At 67.3% G+C, this 19266-nt stretch carries 17 protein-coding genes; 6 read left to right on the top strand and 11 right to left on the bottom strand.

The window, feature by feature from the left end; genetic code table 11:
* Positions 1-63: 63 nt before the first annotated feature.
* The 3 genes from CWS39_RS15690 to CWS39_RS15680 are packed head-to-tail and all read right to left on the bottom strand — an operon-like array spanning position 64 to position 3495.
* The gene (locus CWS39_RS15690) at positions 64-903 is read right to left on the bottom strand and encodes a transglutaminase family protein (protein WP_102143860.1); all 840 of its coding nucleotides are present in this window, start codon (positions 901-903) and stop codon (positions 64-66) included.
* Positions 904-1881 (bottom strand): alpha-E domain-containing protein, encoded by a 978-nt coding sequence (locus CWS39_RS15685; RefSeq protein ID WP_102143859.1) that lies wholly within the window; start codon positions 1879-1881, stop codon positions 904-906.
* A gap of 9 nt (positions 1882-1890) precedes the next feature.
* Positions 1891-3495 (bottom strand): circularly permuted type 2 ATP-grasp protein, encoded by a 1605-nt coding sequence (locus CWS39_RS15680; protein WP_233213532.1) that lies wholly within the window; start codon positions 3493-3495, stop codon positions 1891-1893.
* Between the two features lie 240 nt (positions 3496-3735).
* Between CWS39_RS15680 and rpsT the strand changes: the two genes are divergently transcribed.
* Positions 3736-3996: a 30S ribosomal protein S20 gene (rpsT, locus tag CWS39_RS15675; RefSeq protein ID WP_102143858.1), complete on the top strand. Its 261-nt coding sequence runs from the start codon at positions 3736-3738 to the stop codon at positions 3994-3996.
* 1 nt (position 3997) lies between these two features.
* On the opposite strand, the gene holA is transcribed toward rpsT, so the two are convergent.
* The 4 genes from holA to CWS39_RS15655 all read right to left on the bottom strand — a co-directional run bounded on the left by holA (position 3998) and on the right by CWS39_RS15655 (position 10167).
* Entirely contained in the window at positions 3998-4963 is a 966-nt protein-coding gene (gene holA, locus CWS39_RS15670; RefSeq protein ID WP_102143857.1) for a DNA polymerase III subunit delta, read from the bottom strand.
* Between the two features lie 12 nt (positions 4964-4975).
* A complete protein-coding gene (locus tag CWS39_RS15665; RefSeq protein WP_102143922.1) occupies positions 4976-6496 on the bottom strand; it encodes a ComEC/Rec2 family competence protein in 1521 nt (506 codons plus the stop codon).
* A 5-nt stretch (positions 6497-6501) separates the two neighbouring features.
* Positions 6502-7311 (bottom strand): ComEA family DNA-binding protein, encoded by an 810-nt coding sequence (locus tag CWS39_RS15660; protein WP_102143856.1) that lies wholly within the window; start codon positions 7309-7311, stop codon positions 6502-6504.
* A gap of 69 nt (positions 7312-7380) precedes the next feature.
* Positions 7381-10167 (bottom strand): MMPL/RND family transporter, encoded by a 2787-nt coding sequence (locus CWS39_RS15655; protein WP_102143855.1) that lies wholly within the window; start codon positions 10165-10167, stop codon positions 7381-7383.
* A 133-nt stretch (positions 10168-10300) separates the two neighbouring features.
* On the opposite strand from CWS39_RS15655, the gene CWS39_RS15650 reads away from it, so the two are divergent.
* Together CWS39_RS15650 and CWS39_RS15645 are read left to right on the top strand one after the other, a co-directional pair.
* Positions 10301-11473: a sensor histidine kinase gene (locus CWS39_RS15650; RefSeq protein WP_102143854.1), complete on the top strand. Its 1173-nt coding sequence runs from the start codon at positions 10301-10303 to the stop codon at positions 11471-11473.
* Positions 11457-12125 carry a response regulator transcription factor gene (locus CWS39_RS15645; RefSeq protein WP_102143853.1) on the top strand — a complete coding sequence of 223 codons (669 nt, stop codon included), beginning with the start codon at positions 11457-11459 and terminating at the stop codon, positions 12123-12125. The genes CWS39_RS15650 and CWS39_RS15645 overlap by 17 nt, the downstream gene beginning before the upstream one ends.
* A 4-nt stretch (positions 12126-12129) precedes the next feature.
* Here the strand turns inward: CWS39_RS15645 and CWS39_RS15640 are convergent, their stop codons facing one another.
* Positions 12130-12966 carry an SPFH domain-containing protein gene (locus CWS39_RS15640; RefSeq protein WP_102143852.1) on the bottom strand — a complete coding sequence of 279 codons (837 nt, stop codon included), beginning with the start codon at positions 12964-12966 and terminating at the stop codon, positions 12130-12132.
* A gap of 32 nt (positions 12967-12998) precedes the next feature.
* On the bottom strand, positions 12999-13412 hold the full coding sequence (locus CWS39_RS15635; protein ID WP_102143851.1) for a RidA family protein: 414 nt from the start codon (positions 13410-13412) through the stop codon (positions 12999-13001).
* A 47-nt stretch (positions 13413-13459) separates the two neighbouring features.
* Here CWS39_RS15635 and CWS39_RS15630 point away from each other — a divergent pair, with 47 nt between their 5' ends.
* From CWS39_RS15630 to CWS39_RS15620, 3 genes are read left to right on the top strand one after another with little or no spacing between them, the layout of a single operon-like run.
* The gene (locus CWS39_RS15630) at positions 13460-14497 is read left to right on the top strand and encodes an NAD(P)H-dependent amine dehydrogenase family protein (RefSeq protein WP_102143850.1); all 1038 of its coding nucleotides are present in this window, start codon (positions 13460-13462) and stop codon (positions 14495-14497) included.
* 49 nt (positions 14498-14546) lie between these two features.
* A complete protein-coding gene (locus CWS39_RS15625; RefSeq protein WP_102143921.1) occupies positions 14547-17159 on the top strand; it encodes a helix-turn-helix transcriptional regulator in 2613 nt (870 codons plus the stop codon).
* Between the two features lie 59 nt (positions 17160-17218).
* Positions 17219-17422: a hypothetical protein gene (locus tag CWS39_RS15620; protein WP_102143849.1), complete on the top strand. Its 204-nt coding sequence runs from the start codon at positions 17219-17221 to the stop codon at positions 17420-17422.
* A 538-nt stretch (positions 17423-17960) separates the two neighbouring features.
* Here CWS39_RS15620 and CWS39_RS15615 read toward each other — a convergent pair.
* Together CWS39_RS15615 and CWS39_RS15610 are read right to left on the bottom strand one after the other, a co-directional pair.
* Positions 17961-18764 carry an Rv0361 family membrane protein gene (locus CWS39_RS15615; protein ID WP_102143848.1) on the bottom strand — a complete coding sequence of 268 codons (804 nt, stop codon included), beginning with the start codon at positions 18762-18764 and terminating at the stop codon, positions 17961-17963.
* Positions 18765-18791: 27 nt separating this feature from the next.
* Positions 18792-19244, bottom strand: coding sequence for a neutral zinc metallopeptidase (locus CWS39_RS15610; protein ID WP_142386850.1), 453 nt, complete (start codon positions 19242-19244; stop codon positions 18792-18794).
* Between the last annotated feature and the right edge of the window lie 22 nt (positions 19245-19266).

The raw sequence follows: 19266 nt of genomic DNA, 5'->3' as shown, positions 1-19266 counted from the left end.
GACTTATGTGCGAAGTTTGGCCGAAATCTCGATCACAGGCTCAGTTTCGGCGCTGCGTGCGCGTCAAGCCAGCCGGGTGATTTCCACAACGACGTCCAGGTCGGTGGACCCTTCGCCGGTGTAGATGCCCTTGAGCGGGCTGACGTCTTTGTAGTCCCGGCCCACGCCGACGCTGATGTACTGCTCGTTGATCTCGGCGTCGTTTGTCGGGTCGTAGTGCCACCAACCGCCCGTCCAGGCCTGTATCCACGCGTGGCTCTGCCCGTCGATGGTGTCCCCGATCACGGCCTTGCGCTTGGGGTGCAAGTACCCCGATACGTAGCGGGCAGGAATCCCCATGCTGCGCAACAGGATCAGCGTCAGGTGGGCGAAATCCTGGCAGACCCCCTTTCCTTCCCGCAGCGCATCCAGCCCCGACGAGTGCACGCCCGTGGTGCCCTTGACGTAGTCGAGTTCACCGTGCACCCAGTGTGCGGCCGCGATCACCGTCTCCTGTGGATCGTGGTACTTGGCGATGCGCTCCCCCACCCGCTGCAATCGTTTGCTCTCCGGGGTGTACCTGGTGGGGCTCAGCACTTCGTCGAACCGGTCGATCACCGCCTCGGAATGCAGGTCCTCCCAGCTGACCTCGGTCGTCGGCATCTCCCCGCGGTCGGTTTCCACCACCGACGACGAGGTCACCTCGAGCTCGGTGTGCGGGGCGTGCAAGTCGAACGCCGTGACGGCGGTGCCCCAGTAGTCGACATAGCGATACGACCTGGTGGCCGGGACGGTTTCGACGCGGTTGAGGATGACGTTCTGCCGGTTGTCCGACCGCGGCGTCAGCCGGGCTTCATTGAACGAGGCGGTCACCGGCGACTTGTACGCGTAGCCGGTCGAGTGCACGACCCGCATCCGCCACATCTAGATCTCGCCTTCTTCGATCACCAGCGACCCGTTGCGCCCGGCGTCGTGCCACGCCACCCACGGCGCGGAGTGGAAGTACTGCAGCGCCAACGCTTCTCCCACGTCGCGGCACGTCTTCTGCAAGCCGGCCAGGCGCTCTTCGAGTGACTCCAGCAACGCCCCGGGCTGGAGGAACTCCAACTCGCTGCGCGCCCTGCCGAGCAACCGCTGCGTCTCGGCGGTGGCGCCCAGCCGGTTGTGGGGACGCTTTTGCAGTTCGTCGAGGCTGTGCTCGGCCAGCCGCAGGGAGTAGAAAATCGACCGCGGGAAAGGCCGGTCCAGCAGCATGAATTCGACGACCCGGTTGGCGTCGAGCACCCCGCGGTAGGTGCGCAGGTAGGTGTCGTGGGCACCGGCCGAGCGCAACAGGGTGACCCAGGCCGGTGAGGACGCGCTGTCGCCGACGCGGGACAACAGCAGGCGCACCGTCATATCGACGCGCTCGATGGCGCGGCCCAGCACCATGAAACGGTAGCCGTCGTCGCGGCTCAGCGTCGAGTCGGCCAGCCCGGCGAACATCGCGGCACGGCCCTCCACGAAGGACAAGAACTCGTGCGGGCCAAGCCGTTTCGCGGCCCGCTCACGCTCGGGCAGTGCGTTGTAGGTGGTGTTCAGGCATTCCCAGATCTCGGTTGAGGTGACTTCGCGTGCGCCGCGGGCGTTTTCCCGTGCGGCCGAGATCGCGTCGACGATCGAGCAGCCGCCCTGCCTGTCGCGGCTGAACGCGACAATGTCGGTCAGCGACCACACGTCGAGCTCGCTGTCGGGTGCCTCCATGCCCAGCACCCGCAGCAGTGTCCGGGACGCCTGATCCGGATCGACGCTGGAATCCTCGAGCAGCTGGTGCACCGTCACGTCGAGGATGCGTGCGGTGTCGTCGGCGCGTTCCACATAGCGGCCGATCCAGTACAGCGATTCAGCGTTACGCGCCAACATCGTCGACTCCTACTGCTGTTGTTGTTGGCTCTGCTGTAGTCCCGGCGACGGCGAGGCCTGCGTCTGCTGTTGCTGCGCCGAGGACACCTCCGCGCCGTTGTCGGACTTTTGGCCCTTGACCGTTCTGGGTAGCGACCGCACCAGCTCGGCGGCGGCCAGCTCGCGGTCGGCCACCGATGTCCGCGTCGCCAGCACCCAGGTGTCCTTCGAGCCGCCGCCCTGGCTGGAGTTGACCACCAGCGACCCCTCCGGTAGCGCGACCCTGGTCAGGCCGCCGGGCAGCACCCACACCTCGTCGCCGTCGTTGACCGCGAACGGCCGCAGGTCGACGTGCCGCGGCGCCAGCTTGTCGCCGATCTTGGTAGGCACCGTCGACAGCTGCATCACCGGCTGGGCGATCCAGCGGCGCGGATCGCTGCCGATCTTCTTGGCGATCGCGGCCAGCTCCTTCTCCGAGGCCTCCGGCCCGAACACGATGCCGTAGCCGCCGGAGCCCTCGACGGGCTTGACGACCAGTTCGCCGATCCGGTCGAGCACTTCTTCGCGTTCGTCGTCGAGCCAGCACCGGTAGGTGTCGACGTTGGCCAGCAACGGTTTCTCGCCGAGGTAGTACTCGATGATCGTGGGCACGTAGGTGTAGACCAGCTTGTCGTCGCCGACGCCGTTGCCGACCGCGCTGGAGATGACGACATTGCCGGCGCGCGCCGCGTTGAGCAGGCCCGCGACGCCGAGCACCGAGTCCGGCCGGAACTGCATGGGGTCGAGGAACGCGTCGTCGATGCGCCGGTAGATGACGTCGACCTGGCGTTCGCCGTCGGTGGTGCGCATGTAGACGGTGTTGTCGCGACAGAACAGGTCGCGACCCTCGACCAATTCGACGCCCATCTGCCGGGCCAGCAGTGAGTGTTCGAAATACGCGGAGTTGTAGACCCCCGGCGTCAGCACCACCACGGTCGGATCGGCGACGTTCGGGGCGGCCGCATTGCGCAGCGCCCGCAGCAGATGCGCGGAGTAGTCGCCGACCGCACGCACCCGATGGGTGGCGAACAGGTTCGGGAACACCCGCGCCATCGTGCGGCGGTTCTCCATCACATAGGACACCCCGGATGGGGAGCGCAGGTTGTCCTCGAGCACCCGGAAATCACCCTTGGCGTCGCGGATCAGGTCGATACCGGCGACGTGGATGCGCACCCCGTTGGGCGGGATGATGCCCGCGGCCTCGCGGTGGAAGTGTTCGCAGGAGGTGACCAGCCGGCGGGGGATGACGCCGTCGCGCAGGATGTGCTGCTCGCTGTAGACGTCCTCGAGGTACATCTCGAGTGCCTTGACGCGCTGGGTGATGCCGCGCTCGAGGCGCGACCATTCCGCCGCCGAGATCACCCGCGGCACCAGGTCCAGCGGAAACGGGCGTTCCTGACCGGACAGCGAGAAGGTGATGCCCTGGTCGATGAACGCCCGGCCGAGCGCCTCGGCGCGCGCCTCGAGCTCGGAGGCATCCGAGGGAGCAAGCTCGGCGTAGATGCCTTTATAGGGTCCGCGTACGTTGCCCTGCGCGTCGAACATCTCGTCGAACGCCTTGGCATAACTGCCCAGATTGTTGTAGCCGTCGAAAATTCCCTCGTACCGTTTGGGCGTCCGCGCTCCTGCGCGCGACGGCCGTGCGGTCTCGGTCGGCAGGGTTCGAAGGCTCACCCATCACATGCTGCACCACCGCGAGCGTTTCGGCAGGCCAGTGGGCATCACTTTGGGAGATTGAGGGCGGCGCTGGTACCCTGAGCAGTCGCTGCCCGCCCCGTCGGGCGCCTTGTACAGACTTTGCAAACTCCAACCCGAGATTTACGAAGGAATTACCGCGTGGCCAACATCAAGTCGCAGGAAAAGCGCAATCGGACCAACGAGCGCCGACGTCTGCGCAACAAGTCCGTGAAGTCGTCGCTGCACACCGCGGTCCGCGGGTTCCGGGCGGCCGTGGAGGCCGGCGACAAGGAGAAGGCCGCGGAGTTGCTGGTGTCGACCACCCGCAAGCTGGACAAAGCCGCCAGCAAGGGCGTGATCCACAAGAATCAGGCCGCCAACAAGAAGTCGGCCCTGGCGCACGCCTTCAACAAGATCTGACTCAGCCGTCCGCGGCGAGTTCGGCTACCTTCCGCACCGCCGCCTCCAGCGCATAGTCCGCGTCCGCCGCTGCGCCCTTGACGTCGGCGTTCAGCGTCGCCACCAACCGCATCGCCTCGGCGACCGATTCCCGCGACCACCGTCGCGCCTGTTTCTGCGCCTTCTGCACCCGCCACGGCGGCATGCCCAGCTCGCTCGCCAACCGGTAGGGGTCACCCGAGGTTGGCCCGACCCTGGCGATGGTGTGCACCGCTTCGGCCAACGCATCGGCGAGCACGACCTGTGGCTCGCCGCTCATCATCGCCCAGCGCAGCGCCTCGGCGGCCCCGGCCACGTCCCCGACGACGGCCTTGTCGGCGATGTCGAACCCCTTCACCTCGGCCTTGCCGCTGTGGTAGCGGCGCACCGCGGCGGCGTCGACGTTGCCGCCGGTATCGGCCACCAGTTGTGAGCACACCGAGGCCAGTTCCCGGATGTCGGAGCCGACCGCGTCCAGCACGGCGGTGACGGTGTCGTCGGACACCTTGACTTTGAGGCTGCGGAACTCGCGGCGGACGAAGTCGGCGCGGTCGGCGGCCTTGACGATGCGCGCGCAGGGATGCACTTGAGCACCAAGCTTTTTCAGCTGGTCGGCCAGCGCCTTGGCCCGCCCGCCGCCGGAGTGCACGACGACAAGCAGGGTGCCCGGCGGCAGATCCGCCGCGGCGTCGGCGATGAGGGTGGCCGCATCCTTGCCGGCGTCCCCGGCGGCTTCGAGCACCACGACGCGTTCCTCGGCGAACAGTGACGGGCTCAGCAGCTCGGCCAACTCGCTGGTGCTGACCTCCCCGGCCCGCAGCCGGTCCACTGGGACGTCATCGGTGCCGGCCAGCTTGCGCGCCTGCCGCAGCACCGCCGCGATGGCACGCTCGACCAGCAGCTCTTCGTCACCCAGCACCAGGTGTAGGCCCGGGACTTGTTGGCTCACCCCACGATCGTTTCATGCCGGGCCGACAGCCCCGACGCCGTGGCCGGCCACCGTCCACGCGAGCAGGCACACCGCGACGGCCCCCACGCCGAGCCGCACCCATCGCCAGCGCCACAGCACCACCAGCGCCACCCCGCCCGCCGCGACCGTGACCACCCCGAGCAGACCCGACGGCACCGGCAGCGTCGAACCCGGCACCGCCGCCGCCCATTCCGCCACGCGGAGCAGCCACCACAGCTCCGGACCGGTGAACCGGATCAGCAGCTGCGCACCCGTCGGCCAGCCCGCGCCCAGCGCCGCCGCGGCGGTGCCGATCACCGTGATCGGTGGGATCACCGCCGCCACCGCCAGATTGGCGGCCACCGACACCACGCTGAACGTGCCCGATATTCCAGCGACCAGTGGGGCGGTGACGAGCTGGGCGGCGACGGCCACACTCACCGCGTCGGCCAGGGGTTTGGGCCAGCCGCGCGCAACCAGTCGCCTTGACCAGGCCGGTGCAATGACGATCAGCGCGGCCGTCGCCGTCACCGACAGCGCAAAACCGACATCGACGGCCAGTTCCGGCGCGCCGATCATCAGCACGATCACGCTCGCCGACAGCGCCGGCACGGCGTGGCGGCGACGATGGGACGCCACCGCCAACAACGTGATGGCACCCATCACCGCGGCCCGCAACACGCTGGCCGACGGTTGGACGACGATCACGAATATCAGCAGCGCCATCGCGGCCAGCGCGACCGCCAGCCGCGGACCGATGACCGCCGCGGTGAACAACACCGCCCCGCACACGATCGTCACGTTGGCACCCGACACCGCCGTCAGGTGCGTCAGCCCCGCGGCGCGGAACTCCGCCGTGGTCTGCCCGGTCAGCGCCGACGTGTCGCCCAGCACCAGGGCGGGCAGCATCGCGGCCTGATCCGGCGGCAGTGCGGTGCGGGCCGCGGCGGCGAAACCGGACCGAGCGTGCTGTGCGGCCCGCTGGATCGCGGTCGCCTCGCCCAGCACCGGCTCACCGGTCGCCGACAACACCGCGACGGTGAGGTCGCGGCGGGTCGGTCGCTCGATGCGTGCGCGAAAGCGGGCCGGGCGCCCCGCCGTCAGCTCCGCATAGCCGAGGACAGACGTGAAAACCACCACTCGACCGGACATTTCGTGGTCGTCGAGCATGCGCAATGCGCCGCGGAACATCAACCGGCCGCCGCCCAGCGAGCGCGGGCTTTCGGTCGGGGTGACGACGACGGTGGCGAGCGAGCCGTAGCGGTCGGCGATCGGATGGTGGCGCAGCTCGTTGACCCGCAGCCCGACCGCGATCCCAAAGCCCGCACCGACCACCGCCACCGCGAGGACGGCCGCGCCGAACCGGTGCCGGCCACTACTCCACCACCCCGCCGCGGCGGTCGCGCCGACCATGACAACCAGTGCGCCGACCACTCCGCCGACGTGCCAAAGGATTCCGGCGGCGGTCACCGCCCAGCTGGTCAAGGCCGCCGGCACCAGCCGCAGATCCTGCGGTGCCTGCGCGTCGTCCACCGATGTCACACATGGACCAGACCGCGGAGCTTTTCCAGTCGCGCGGGGCCGATGCCGTCGACCTCTCCGAGCTGGTCGATACTCGTGAACCGGCCGTTGGCGTCGCGCCACGCGACGATCGCGGCCGCGGTGACCGGGCCGACGCCGGGCAGGGTGTCGAGTTCTTCGACGGTTGCCGTATTGAGATCCACCGAACCCGTTGGCGCCGAGGCGCTTCCGGTGCCTGATGGCGCGCCCGGCGCGGCGGCCGTACTCGACGTCGTGGAGCTGCCCATCGCGGTCTGCTCCCCCGGCGGCGCCGCGATGCCGACAACGATCTGCTCGCCGTCGGCGACCCGACGGGCCATGTTCAGCCCGATCAGATCGGCGCCGTCGAGCGCACCGCCCGCGGCGGTGAGCGCGTCGGCGATGCGCGCACCGGCCGTCAGCGTGACCAAACCGGGTTTGTGCACCAGGCCGACCACACTCACCACCACCGGCCCGTCGGGCCCGGCCGGCGGAGCCGCGGCCGGTGTGGGACTCGCCGACGAAACCATCTGCACCGGCGGCAGTTTGGCCGACGTCACGGGCGGCGGTTCGTCGCGCACCAGGGTGAACACCGTCACCAAAACGGCGATTACACCGACAACCGCCAGCGCGACGACACCGGCCCGCCCCGGGTCGGCCCGGACAGTCGCGACCCAACCCGTGTTTGCGCCGGACTCCGGCAGCCATCGCGACAGCGACGTGTCCGGCCGGTCGTCGTCAGCATCGTCGTCATCGCTTTCCCCGCCGAGTCGTCGATGCAGCCGCTCGGCCGGCAATTCGGTTCGCATGCGCCCGACGGTATGGCCGGCAACGGACGCAACCCGCGGTGACGACGGGCCGTCGGCGCAACCTGTGGATCAATCCGCGACTGTGGATAGCCGCAGCGGCCACCAGAACCACCGGCCGAGCAGGGTGGCGATCGACGGCACGACAAAGGTGCGGACGATCAAGGTGTCGATCATCAGGCCGATGCCGATCGCCGAGCCGACCTGCGCGATGCTGAGCACGTCGCTGCTGACCATGGCGAACATGGTGAGCCCGAAGACGATGCCCGCCGTCGTCACCACACCGCCGGTGCCGCCGAAGGCGCGAACGATCCCGGTCTTCATGCCGGCTCCCGCTTCTTCCTTGAGCCGAGCGGTGAACAGCAGGTTGTAGTCGGCGCCGACCGCGACCAGCGCGATAAGGGCCAGCGCGGGGGCCGACCAATGCAGATCTCGGCCCAGCAGGTGCTGCCAGATCAGCGTGGTCATACCGAGTGCCGATCCGTACGAGACGATCACCGTCGCCACCACCACGAAGGCCGCGACCGGACTATGCAACATCAGCAGCACGATGAGGAACACCATCACCAACGCGACAGCCACCAGATACCGGAAGTCGCCGGCGACGAAGTCGCGCAGATTGTCCGTGGCCGACCCGATACCGCTGACGTGGATGGTGGCGCCGATCAGCGTGCCCTCTTTGATGGCCTCCCGGGCCGCGTGTTTGATTTCCGACGCGCGGTCTGCGCCGTCGGCGCCCCACACCTCGCCCTCGCCGTACACGAGCAGCCGCGTCGCGTGCCCGTCGGGCGAGAACAGCGAGGGCATTATCGCTTGGTACCGCGGATCATCGAGAGTGCGCCTTGGAAGGTAGAAGCCGCCTTCGGCGCTCCCGGCGAAATCGGTTCCGAGCTCCTGCAGATAGTCGGTGAGCTGGTGGAACTGCGGAACGATGCCGTCGACCGTCGCGGTGAGGGTGCCGACCAGCTGACGCAAATCGGTGACCGCGGCGCGCATCGCCCCGACGGCGTCGGTGGCGCCCGCCAGCGCCGCGGTGGCCTGCCCGGCGCCGTCGCCGAATTTGGCTGTCGCATCGGCTGATTGGTTGGCGCCCCGCAGCATTCCGTCGATCGGCTCGACGACTTTGGACACCGGCGCACAAATGGGATTCGCCGGGCAATCGGGTGTGCGGTTGACGAACTCCCGCAACGGATCCAGAAACCCCGCGACATGGTTGGCGTTCTCGCGCAGCTGCTGCATGCCCGCCTGCATATCCTGCGCGCCGTCGCCGACCTCACCCAGGCCGGCGACGCCACCGGCCAGTCCGCTTTCGAGTTGATCGATGGCCGCCGACAGCTGGGTCAGCGTGCCCTGCACCTGGTCGATCGAATCGAGCTGCGGGCCAATGGAACCCATGGCGTCCTCGAGCTGGGAACCGATGAGCCCGCCCTGGTATGACAGCGTCGACTCGTCCAGTCGTGTGCCTGCCGGGCGGCTCGCCGACTGCACCGCCCGCACCCCCGGGACAGCCATGATCGCGCGGGACAGCCGTTCGACGGCGATCAGGCCCGACGGGTTCCGCAGGTCGTGGTCGGCCTCGACCAGGACGATCTCCGGCAACAGCGCGTTGTCGGCGAAATGCCGGTCCATCGCCTGATATCCGCGGTTGGAGTCGGTATCGGCGGGCTGCGCATCGGGCTCGCTGTAGCCCAGCCGAAAGCCGAGCAGCGGAAGCATGCACAGCAACAGCACCGCGCTCGCGACCGCCAGCACCGGGCCCGGCCACCGGGCCACCGTCGTGCCGACCCGCCGCCACCGCCGGACCATGCGCGACGGGCGCGGTTCGATCAGCCCGCGGCGGCCCGCCAGCGCCATCAGCGCAGGCATCAGCGTCAGGGACGCCGCCATCGCCGCCAACACCCCGATCGCACAAGGGATTCCGGCGCTGCGCAGCATCCCGACATCGGTGAACACCAGAGCGCACAGCGCGCCCGCGATGGTCAGCGCCGACGCCAGAATCACCGGCGCGATCCTGCGATACCCGCGGACCAGCGCCGTGTCGACGTCGATTCCGTTGCGGCGATGCTCGTGATACCGGGCCAGCAGAAAGATTCCGTAGTCGGTACCAGCGCCGAGGACCATCGCGGCCATCAGAGCGGTGGAGAACAACGACACCTCGATGGCCCCAGAGACGCCCAATTGCGCCACGACCGGCCGCGCCACTGCCAGCGCCAAACCCACTGCGGTCAGCGGAATCGCCGCGGCGAAAACGGAACGATAGACGGCCAACAGCAGCGCGGCGATCAACGCCACCGTGACGGCGGTGATCAACAGCATCTGCTGGTCGATCGACCGGAACTCGTCGACGATGGTGGCGCCCGGTCCGGTCACATACACCCGAAGCCCTTGCGGCGGCGGCAATCCGGCGATCGCACGGTTGACCGCCTCGACCGACCGGGTGGCTTCGGCACTGCCGATCTGGCCTGCGAGGCGCAGCATCACCGACACCGCCTGATGGTCGCGGCTTTCGACGACGGGCCCCGCCAGCGGTTGCGACCACAGGTCCATCACGGACTGCACGTGCGCCGTGTCGGCACGCAGGATGTCCAGCAGCTGACGGTAGTAGTCGTTCTCCGCCGGGCCGAGCCGGCGCTCGCTCTCGAGCACGACGTAGGTGATGTTGTTGGTGTCGGAGTCGCCGAAAACCTGGCCCATCCGCACGGCCGCGACGCCGGACGGGGCGTCGGCGGGGAAGAAGCTGCGGGACTGCTCGTGCACCACCTGCTCCAGTTGCGGAACCAAGGCATTGCCGGCGGCCGCCGCGATCAGCCAGAGGCCGATGACGACGAGCGGGTGCCGGAAGATGAACCCGACGAACATGGCGTCGACGCTAGGGACGCACGGCCACCGCGTCGTCGTGCCAGAGGCGTGATCGCCACTCCTACCACGGTCGGAGACGGCCACCTCCGTGGGCATGATGCGGTATCACCGCCGGCCTCTCTAGGCTCTGTCCATGGCGGTGCTCCGCGACCTACTCTGTCGGCGCCACGAGGCGGGCCCGCTCGACTATCCGTGGGCCATCGCCTACTTCTACCTCGGCGGCCTGCTCGTCATGGCCGTCGCCGCCACTGTCCAGCGTGCGGGCCAGGCTCCGGTGTGGTCGGCCGCCGCGGCGCTGCTGACCATCGCGCCCGGGTTGTACTTCCTGGCCACGCATCGCGCGGCGGCCACCGGCGCACTGGTGGCCACACAGTTTCTTGCGACGACACTTCTGCTGTCGCTGCATCCGGTCCAATTCGACATCGCCCCGCTGATTTTGGTGTTCGGGATGGGTGGCATCGCCGCCCTGGCGTCCACCTCGCTGTGGATTGGCGCCGCCGTGCTGTATACGGGTGTGATCGTGGCGGCCGCCGCGCTGGGCCGCATCGACGGGCTGGCCCTGTACCTGAGCTTTCTCGCGCAGGCCCTGCTCGTCGGCCGGATGCTCTCGATCCAGCGGCGCGCCATGCTCGCCGAGCGTGCCGCACAAGCGAATCGGCTCAGTCACGCCGCCGGTGAGGAACGCCGCCGCATCGCCCGCGAGATCCATGACGTGATCGCGCATTCGCTTAGCGTGACGCTGCTGCATCTGACCGGCGCGCGCCGCGGGCTGGAGGAGGACCGCGATATCGACGACGCGGTTGACGCTCTGCGCGACGCCGAACGGTTGGGACGCCAAGCCATGGCCGACATCCGGCGCACGGTCGGGTTGCTCGACACCGCACCGGCCACCACCGCACCAGAACCCGGTGTCGGCGATATCGCAGACTTGGTCGACGATTTCCGACGCGCCGGGCTGCACATCGACTACGCCGCCCCCACTGGGGACGACGCGGTCTCGGCGAGCGTGGGCCTGGCCCTGTATCGGATCACCCAGGAATCCTTGGCCAATACCGTCAAGCACGCTCCCACCGCGAAAGCCCGGATGACACTCAATGTTTCGCGTACGCACGCAGAGCTGACCATCACCAACGAACTGTCACGCGAGCAGCACTCAGGCTCGGTTGACCGGTACGGCGGAGCGGGCGTGCGCGGTATGCGTGAGCGCGCCGAGCTGCTGGGCGGCCAGCTGAGCGCTGAACCGTCGGACTCCATGTGGACGGTGAGGGCGCGAATTCCCTTGGCGGACTATGCCATCCACTGGTAACAACATCGCGGTGCTGCTGGTCGACGACCAGCAGCTGGTGCGGTCCGGGTTGCGTCGTGTGTTGCGCCGCAAGGACGGATTCGTCATCGTCGCCGAATGTGACGACGGCAGCGGCGTGCCCGCCGCGGTGGCGACGCACCGGCCCGACGTGGTCGTCATGGACCTGCGGATGAAACACGTGGACGGCATCGAGGCCACCCGATGTGTGGTGGCCGGCGGCGGGCCACCCGTGCTGGTGCTGACCACCTTCGACGACGACGAACTCGTGTCCCGCGCATTGCGGGCCGGCGCAAGTGGATTCGTGCTCAAGGATGCGCCGGCCGAGGAGCTTATCCGGGCCGTTCGGGTGGTCGCGGGCGGGCAGTCGTATCTCGACCCGACGGTCACAGCGCGGGTGCTCGACATTTACCGGCAGGCGCCCGCCGTCGTCGCGCCGGAGATTCCCGACGAGCTGACCGCCCGTGAGCTCGTTGTGCTCAAGTTGATCGCACGAGGGCACACCAACGCCGAAATCGCTGAGCGGCTGGGCATTTCGAACGTCACGGTGAAAAGCCACATCGGCCGGATTTTCGCCAAGCTGAATCTGCGCGACCGAGCAGCGGCGATCGTCTACGCCTACGACCGCGGGCTGGTCACCGCCGCCGACGGCTGACATTCTACTGTGCGTGCGCAGCCAGTTCCGGCGTCTCACCGTTGGCCGTCGCCGGGCTATCGGTGCTCGGCCGCTGGGCTTCTGTCGCCTTCTCGAGGAAGCGCAGCAACTCCACCGGGAAGGGCAACACCACGGTGGAGTTCTTCTCCGCCGCGACCTCGACGACGGTCTGCAGCAGCCGAAGTTGCAGGGCCGCGGGCTGTTCGGACATCACCCGGGCCGCCTGCGCGAGTTTCTCCGACGCCTGCAGTTCACCGTCGGCGGTGATGACCCGGGCCCGTCGCTCCCGCTCCGCCTCGGCCTGCCGGGCGATCGATCGCTTCATGGAATCCGGCAGCACCACGTCCTTGATCTCGACGCGGTCGATGTGGATGCCCCAGCCCAACGCCGGGCTGTCGATCATCAACTCGAGGCCCTGGTTGAGCCGTTCACGGTTGGACAGCAGGTCGTCGAGATTGCTCTTGCCGATGATCGAACGCAGCGAGGTCTGCGCGACCTGCCCGATCGCGGACATGTAGTCCTGCACGTCCACCGCGGCGCGCACCGGATCCTCCACCTTGAAGTAGATGACGGCGTCGACCCGCACGGTGACGTTGTCGCGGGTGATGCCGTCCTGGGCGGGCACGGGTAGCGTGATGATCTGCATGTTGACCTTCTGCAGCCGGTCCGCGACGGGAATCAGCATGGTCAAACCCGGCCCCCGGACCCGGCTTTGCACCCGTCCGAACCGATAGACGACGCCTCGTTCGAACTGCCTGACGACGCGGATGTTCTGCGCGGCCAGCCAGATGACTCCGATGCCGGCGACGCCGGCCAGTGTGAGTGTGTAGAGGATGCTCATCGCGCCACCTCGACTTACGGCCCGTTTAGGCCTCATGACCCGATTGTCACTCCCCAGCCATCACCGCGCCAGCACACCCAGTCGATCTCCACCAGCGCCCCGACCGCCAGACCGCTAACCCCGACGCAGGTGCGCGACGGCAGCCGCTCGGGAAACCAGGCGGCATAGGCGTCGTTGAACTCCGCATAGTCCTGCCAATCGACCAAATAGGCCCGGACCGCGACGACATCGGCCAGCCCCCCGCCGCACAGTTCGGTGACCCGCAGCAGGTTGCGCAGCGCCTGATCGGTCTGGCCGGCGATATCGGCGCCGACCAGTGCGCCGGTGACATCGGTGGGCATCTGGCCCGTCACGTACAGCGTCGGGCCGGCGGCGGTGGCGTGGGCGAACGGCGCCACCGCCGGCGGCACGCCGTCGTCCGGGGTGAAGGTGAACGCCCGAAGCATTGAACGATCATGCCAGCGGTGAACACGAACCGAATAGTGTCTAGGGCATGACCCTGCGAGTAATTCAGTGGACAACCGGGAACATCGGACGACGGTCCCTGCACGCGATCATCGGGCGCGACGATATGGAGCTGGTAGGCGTCTACGCACACGGCGCCGACAAGGTCGGCGTGGACGCCGCCGAACTGGCCGCGTGGCCGGAGCCGACCGGGGTGGCGGCCACCAACGACATCGACGCGCTGATCGCGCTGAAACCCGACGCCTGCTGTTACAACCCGTTGTGGCCCAACATCGACGAGCTGGTCCGGCTACTGGAAGCGGGCGTCAACGTGTGCTCCAGCGCAGCCTGGATCACCGGCGGCAAACAGTCGCCGGAGGATCTTGACCGCATCCGAAAGGCTTGCGAGAAAGGCAATTCCACGATCTTCGGCAGCGGCGCGCATCCCGGCATGACGAACATGGTCGGCATGGTGCTGTCCGGTGCCTGCGAACGGGTCGACGAGATCCGCATCACCGAGTCGGTGGACTGCTCGACCTACGAATCGGCGGGCACGCAGACTGCGATGGGCTTTTCGCAGGACCCCGACACGCCAGGCCTGGCCGAAAGCGTGCGACGGGAAAGCGAGGTGTTCGCCGAGTCGGCGGCGATGATGGCCGACGCCATCGGCGCCAAGCTGGACCGGATGACGTTCGACGTCACGTTCACGCCCGCTACCGGCGACTCCGACTTGGGTTTCATGCAGATTCCCAAGGGCACGGTGGCCGGGGTGTACGGCTATCACCGCGGCTGGGTCGGCGAACGCAACGTCGTCAGCGTGGGTTTCAACTGGATTATGGGCGACCACGTCACACCACCGAAGCCGTTGGAGCACGGGCACGTTATTCAGGTGTTCGGATTGCCCAACATGCGCACCGTGCTGCACTGTCTGCCGCCGAAGGACTGGACCGAGCCCGGGTTCATGGGGCTGGGCATGATCTACACCGCCCTGCCGGTGACGAATGCGGTGCCCGCCGTGGTGGCCGCGCCGCCGGGCATCGTGACGCTGAAGGACCTGCCGCCGATCACCGGACGCGCCGCCGTGTAGTAGCCAGATTCGCCGCGCACCGCGCAACGGGTGCTCCTACCCTGTGATTGTGCGCTCGACCTGGCCGTTGACGGGGCGCCGCGAGGAACTGGGCGTCATCCGGGCCGCGATCTCGGAGCCCGAGCTGTCGGGGATTGTCATTCATGGCGCGGCAGGTGTCGGGAAGAGCCGCCTTGCGCGTGAAGCGTTGCAACTCGCCGCATCGCAGGGCTTCGAAACGCGCTGGGCGGTGGGTACCTCGGCCGCTCGGACGCTTCCCATGGGCGCGTTCGCCCAGTGGGCGGGATCGGCCGTCGCCGATAGATCGCAATACGTCCGCAGCACAATCGATTCGATGCTATCGGCACCTCCAGGTGCCGAAGTGGTACTCGGTGTGGACGACGCGCACCTGCTCGACGACCTATCAACGATGGTGTTGCAACAGATCGTGCGGCGGCGCGCCGCCAAGATGGTGCTCACCGTTCGCGACGGTGACCCCATTCCCCCTGCGACACAGAATATCTGGGCCGACAGCGAATTCGAGCGTCTGGATCTGCAGGCGCTCTCTCGCGACGAGTGCACAACATTGCTGTCTGCGGCACTTGGCGGACCGGTGGATCAGCGTGCCGCACAACGCCTATGGGCGCTCACCCGTGGCAACGTTCTGTACCTGCGCAATATTGTCGACCAGATAGTCGCCGACGGTCGACTTGCGCTGCGGCGCGGCCGCTGGGCATGGACCGGTGATCCGGTGGTGCCGCCCAACCTGGTCGCCATGATCGAAGCGCGCACCGCGTCGCTGACGACGGCAGTCCGCGACGTGGTCGACGCTCTTGCCGTCGGCGAGCCGATCGAGCTGGAGTCGCTGCGCCGCATCACCGAACCGGCAGCGATCGAGGAGGCCGACCAGCGAGGGCTCATCACCATCGGCCGAGCCGACGGTCGCGCGGAAGTACGGCTTGCGCACCCACTCTACGGAGAGGTCCGGCGGAAACGTGCGCCCGCCACGACGCTGCGGCGGCTGCGAGGTCGCCTCGCCGCCGAACTGGCCAATTCAGATCCCAGCGACATGCGGACGGTGGTGCGGCGCGCAGCGTTGAGTCTGGAATCCGACGTCCGGGCAGACCCGGAATTGCTCTTGACGGCTGCGCAGGCGGCATTGTGCCTGGCGGACCTGCCTCTCGCCGAGCGACTGGCCGCGGCAGCTAGTCGCGCCGGGGCGGGACACCAGGCCAACTTTGTGCGCGCATTCGCACTGTCAAGGCTCAGCCGCGGCGAGGAGGCCTGTGCGGTGCTCGAAGCGGTCCCAGCCGGCAGCCTCACCGACAAGGAACGTGCCACGCACGCATTCATGCGGGCCACCATCAGGCTCTTCACCCTTCAAGACGCCACGGGGGCAAAGAAATTCATCGATGATGTCGCGCAGACCATAGCACCGGAAGGACAAGACATTGTTGAGGCCTTTCTCACCGTCTACTGGGCGGCGCTGGGTGAGCCGAACCAGGCGCTAAGCTACGCGAAAAACCTTGCTCTCCAGAAGCTTCCTGAGTTTGTGGACCACGTAGCGGCCCGGGCGGTTGCCATCGCGTGCGGCAATGCGGGCCGCACGGAGGACGCTGTCGCCGCCGCGGAGGCCGGCTACGCGATCCTGCAAGACACCTTCGACGCCCCCCACTTTCGATTGGTCATCGCCGACGCGCATATTTCTGCGTTGCTGGAATCGGGTCGGGTCAAAGAGGCGTGCGACGTTGCGGAACAACATCAGCAACGCGCCGCCGAGCTGCCGATAGCCGTGCAGCCGTACGCGGAGGCGCTGGCAGGCCGAGCTGCCCTTGGCGCCGGCAGGCTCGACACCGCCTGCGAACTGCTTTCGCCGGCGGTCGACGCGTTGTCCGATATGGGCGACGCCGTCGGATGGACGTATCGATATCAGCTGCCGCTCGCGATCGCACTCGCCTTGCGCAGTGAGGTCGACGAAGCCGCCGATGCACTCGCTACCGCCGAAACTCAGCGCCACGACAGTTGGCGGTGCCTGGACTACGAATACGCGTTGGCCAGAGCATGGGTCTGCGCTGCCGAAGGATTCGTCAGCGAGGCGATCGAGATTGCTGCGTCGGCTGCTGAAATCGCCAGAGGCAGAGGGCAATGTGCCGCGGAGGTCGTCTGCTTGCAAACCGCTACTCAGTTCGGTGACCACACGTGGGTCCCGCGCCTGCGTGAGCTCTCCGCGGTGGTCGAAGGGCCCCGCGCCGGCGCTGCCGCTCGCTTCGCCGCTGCCCTGGAGGGCGATGATGCCGCAGAGCTGCGTGCGGTGTCGGAGGAGTTCGAGCGCATGGGAGATCTCATCGCCGCCGCCGCCGCGGCATCGCATGCGGCAACGGTCTTCCGCCGGCGGGGCATGCGTGGATCGGCGAACGCGTGCGTGACGCGCGCGGATGCGTTGGCGAAACAGGCTGGGGGTGCGTGCATCCCGGTGCTTCGAGATCCGCCCCCGCTGACCTCTCGAGAACAAGAGATCGTCAGACTGATCGGCGAGGGATTGACAAATCGTGCAGCGGCCGAACGGCTTAACGTTTCCGTGCGGACTGTGGAAGGCCACATCTACCGGGCCATGGCCAAGACAAACACCGCGAGCCGGGCCGAACTTGCTGCGCTGCTGCCCAGGCGCCGACGCCGCAGATGAACAGATTTCGAGTGGTAACTACTCAAGCCCGCCACCGGCGATTAATCGATGCTGATCGGGTGGGCAAGGACGTCAGCACACGCGAACGGGCATTGCGCAAACTACCGTTGGTGTACTCACTGGCGTTGCGGCTTCGCGACGCAGGTGTCGCTCGGGACGTCATTTCAGAGTACCTGGGCGTCGACCAGAATGCCCTGGACGGCGTGTACCGTATCGCCGAGGCCAAACTCCGAGCTGCCGAAAGAGCAAGGCGCAGTGATTAACTCGGCTGGTTTCGCCGCTCACCTCACCGGTTCATCTCGGTGCCGCAATTGGTACAGGTCCATCCGCCGGAAACACCTCCCGCAATGAGAGGGGCACCCGGATGGTCGGCATCTGATTGCCGCACTTCGCGCACACCACCGGGTCGAGGTTGACACCAAATGTCCGTCGTCACCAGTTCACAGGTCCTCCTGCCTGTCAGCACGTGGTGAAGCGCACCAGTTCGGGTTCGGGAACACCGTCGGATTGCGCTTGCGCCTGGCAGATTGGGCTCGGGAAAGCCGTGTAGCGGGTCCAGGCGCCGGCGGCCCGCCGCACCAGCGAACTTGTGTCACCCGCCCCGGGGCCGCTACATAGGCCCAGTCGCCGTAGCAATGCGTCACGGTGACTGCGTTACCGAGAGCGTGCGAGATCGCAACCGCATCGCAGTCGCCGCCCGCACCGGTGCCGGTCGGGTGTGACAGGGCAACCAATGGCGCGCACACCAGCGACAACAAAAACTTGGTCATCGGAGCGAGCCTTCCTTCGGGTGTGTGCTTGTTATGATGCGATGATCTCGACCTTGCACGGCTTCCACTGATAGGCCTCGTTGGTCAGCGAGACTACAGCGACGACGGGTTCGGGGACGGCTTCAGAGTCAACTGTGGCAGTGACTTTCGCGGCATCACCTGTGACCGTCACTTCGTCGATCGACTTGATCCTCTCGGGTGTACGTGCCATGGCATCGGCGAACGCTTCCGGCTCCATGCCGGCGAACAACTCCCGCAACTCGCCACATGATGCCCGGATCATTGCGACCAGATCGCCTTCGCTTTGCAGCTCGAAGTAGTTTTCAACCGCGTCGTGCACCTCTGCTTTGGTCTCGACGAGTTTCTTCTTCTCCGTAGTAGCCGGGTCATCCGTGGGGAGATTGCAGATCTTCCAGGTTCCTTCGATCTTGTTCAGTCCGACTGTCCTCCGCTCCTCGCCGATCTCCGCCAGCCGTCCGCCCTCGTTATGACCGATCTCGATCGCCGTCGCCCGGTCGCCGGAAATCTTGATGTCCTCAACCCGATCGAGGACGAATCTGCCGTCGACCTCGACGGACCGCTTCGCGACGGCCTTGAACTGCGCATCGGTCATGGTCGCGAATTCGAACTCCGACAATGGTGTACACAGCGTCGCCTTGAACTTCTGCAGGTCGCCGTTCTGCCCGTCGCGGTGATGGCTCTCGATCACCGCCGTGATTTCGCTGTCGGCACGCGACGAGTTGTCGGGCCGCAGTAGGAAGTAAGCCGCTGCCCCGCCGATCGCCAGCATCACGGCCGCAACGGGCGCGATCGCCTTCCTGTTCGGATACGGCATCGTTTCAACCTTTCTGACGCTTCTCTGTCATTCCGCGTAGCGTGCACGGCACTCAGCGAGTCCGTCGAGGACACCGGATTTGAACGCGTCGACTCGTTCGAATCCGCTGGGAACGGTGACTCCGTCGACGTCGCTGGCGACCACTCCGTCCGTCAGCAGTCCCGATAGCGCCTCATCCAGATCGCCTGGGGACAACGACACATCACCCGCCGCGCCGCTCGCCAGTCCAGTCGCCCAGGCGCCGGCGTAGCATGCACTACGCAGTGCAGCGTTGGCGCCTCTTAGCGATTCACCCTTTTGCTTTTGCGCCGCGAGCGCAAACCGGGAGCCAACAAGAACATACGCACTGAAATCGCCGGTCACAGTTGGGTTGTACACTTCGTCGGCTTTCGCTCCGCGCTCGGCCAGCCCGGGCATGTCAATGCCGACCGAATTGGTAGCGGGGCAATACGAAACGGGATCGGTGTCGCGCGCGAGCATGTCCCGAGTCTCGTGGAACTTG

Source organism: Mycobacterium hubeiense, from assembly GCF_002838065.1.
Classification (GTDB): Bacteria; Actinomycetota; Actinomycetes; order Mycobacteriales; family Mycobacteriaceae; genus Mycobacterium; species Mycobacterium hubeiense.
The sequence above is the reverse complement of the archived record's forward strand: the minus strand, read 5'-3'. Positions and strand labels throughout refer to the sequence as shown.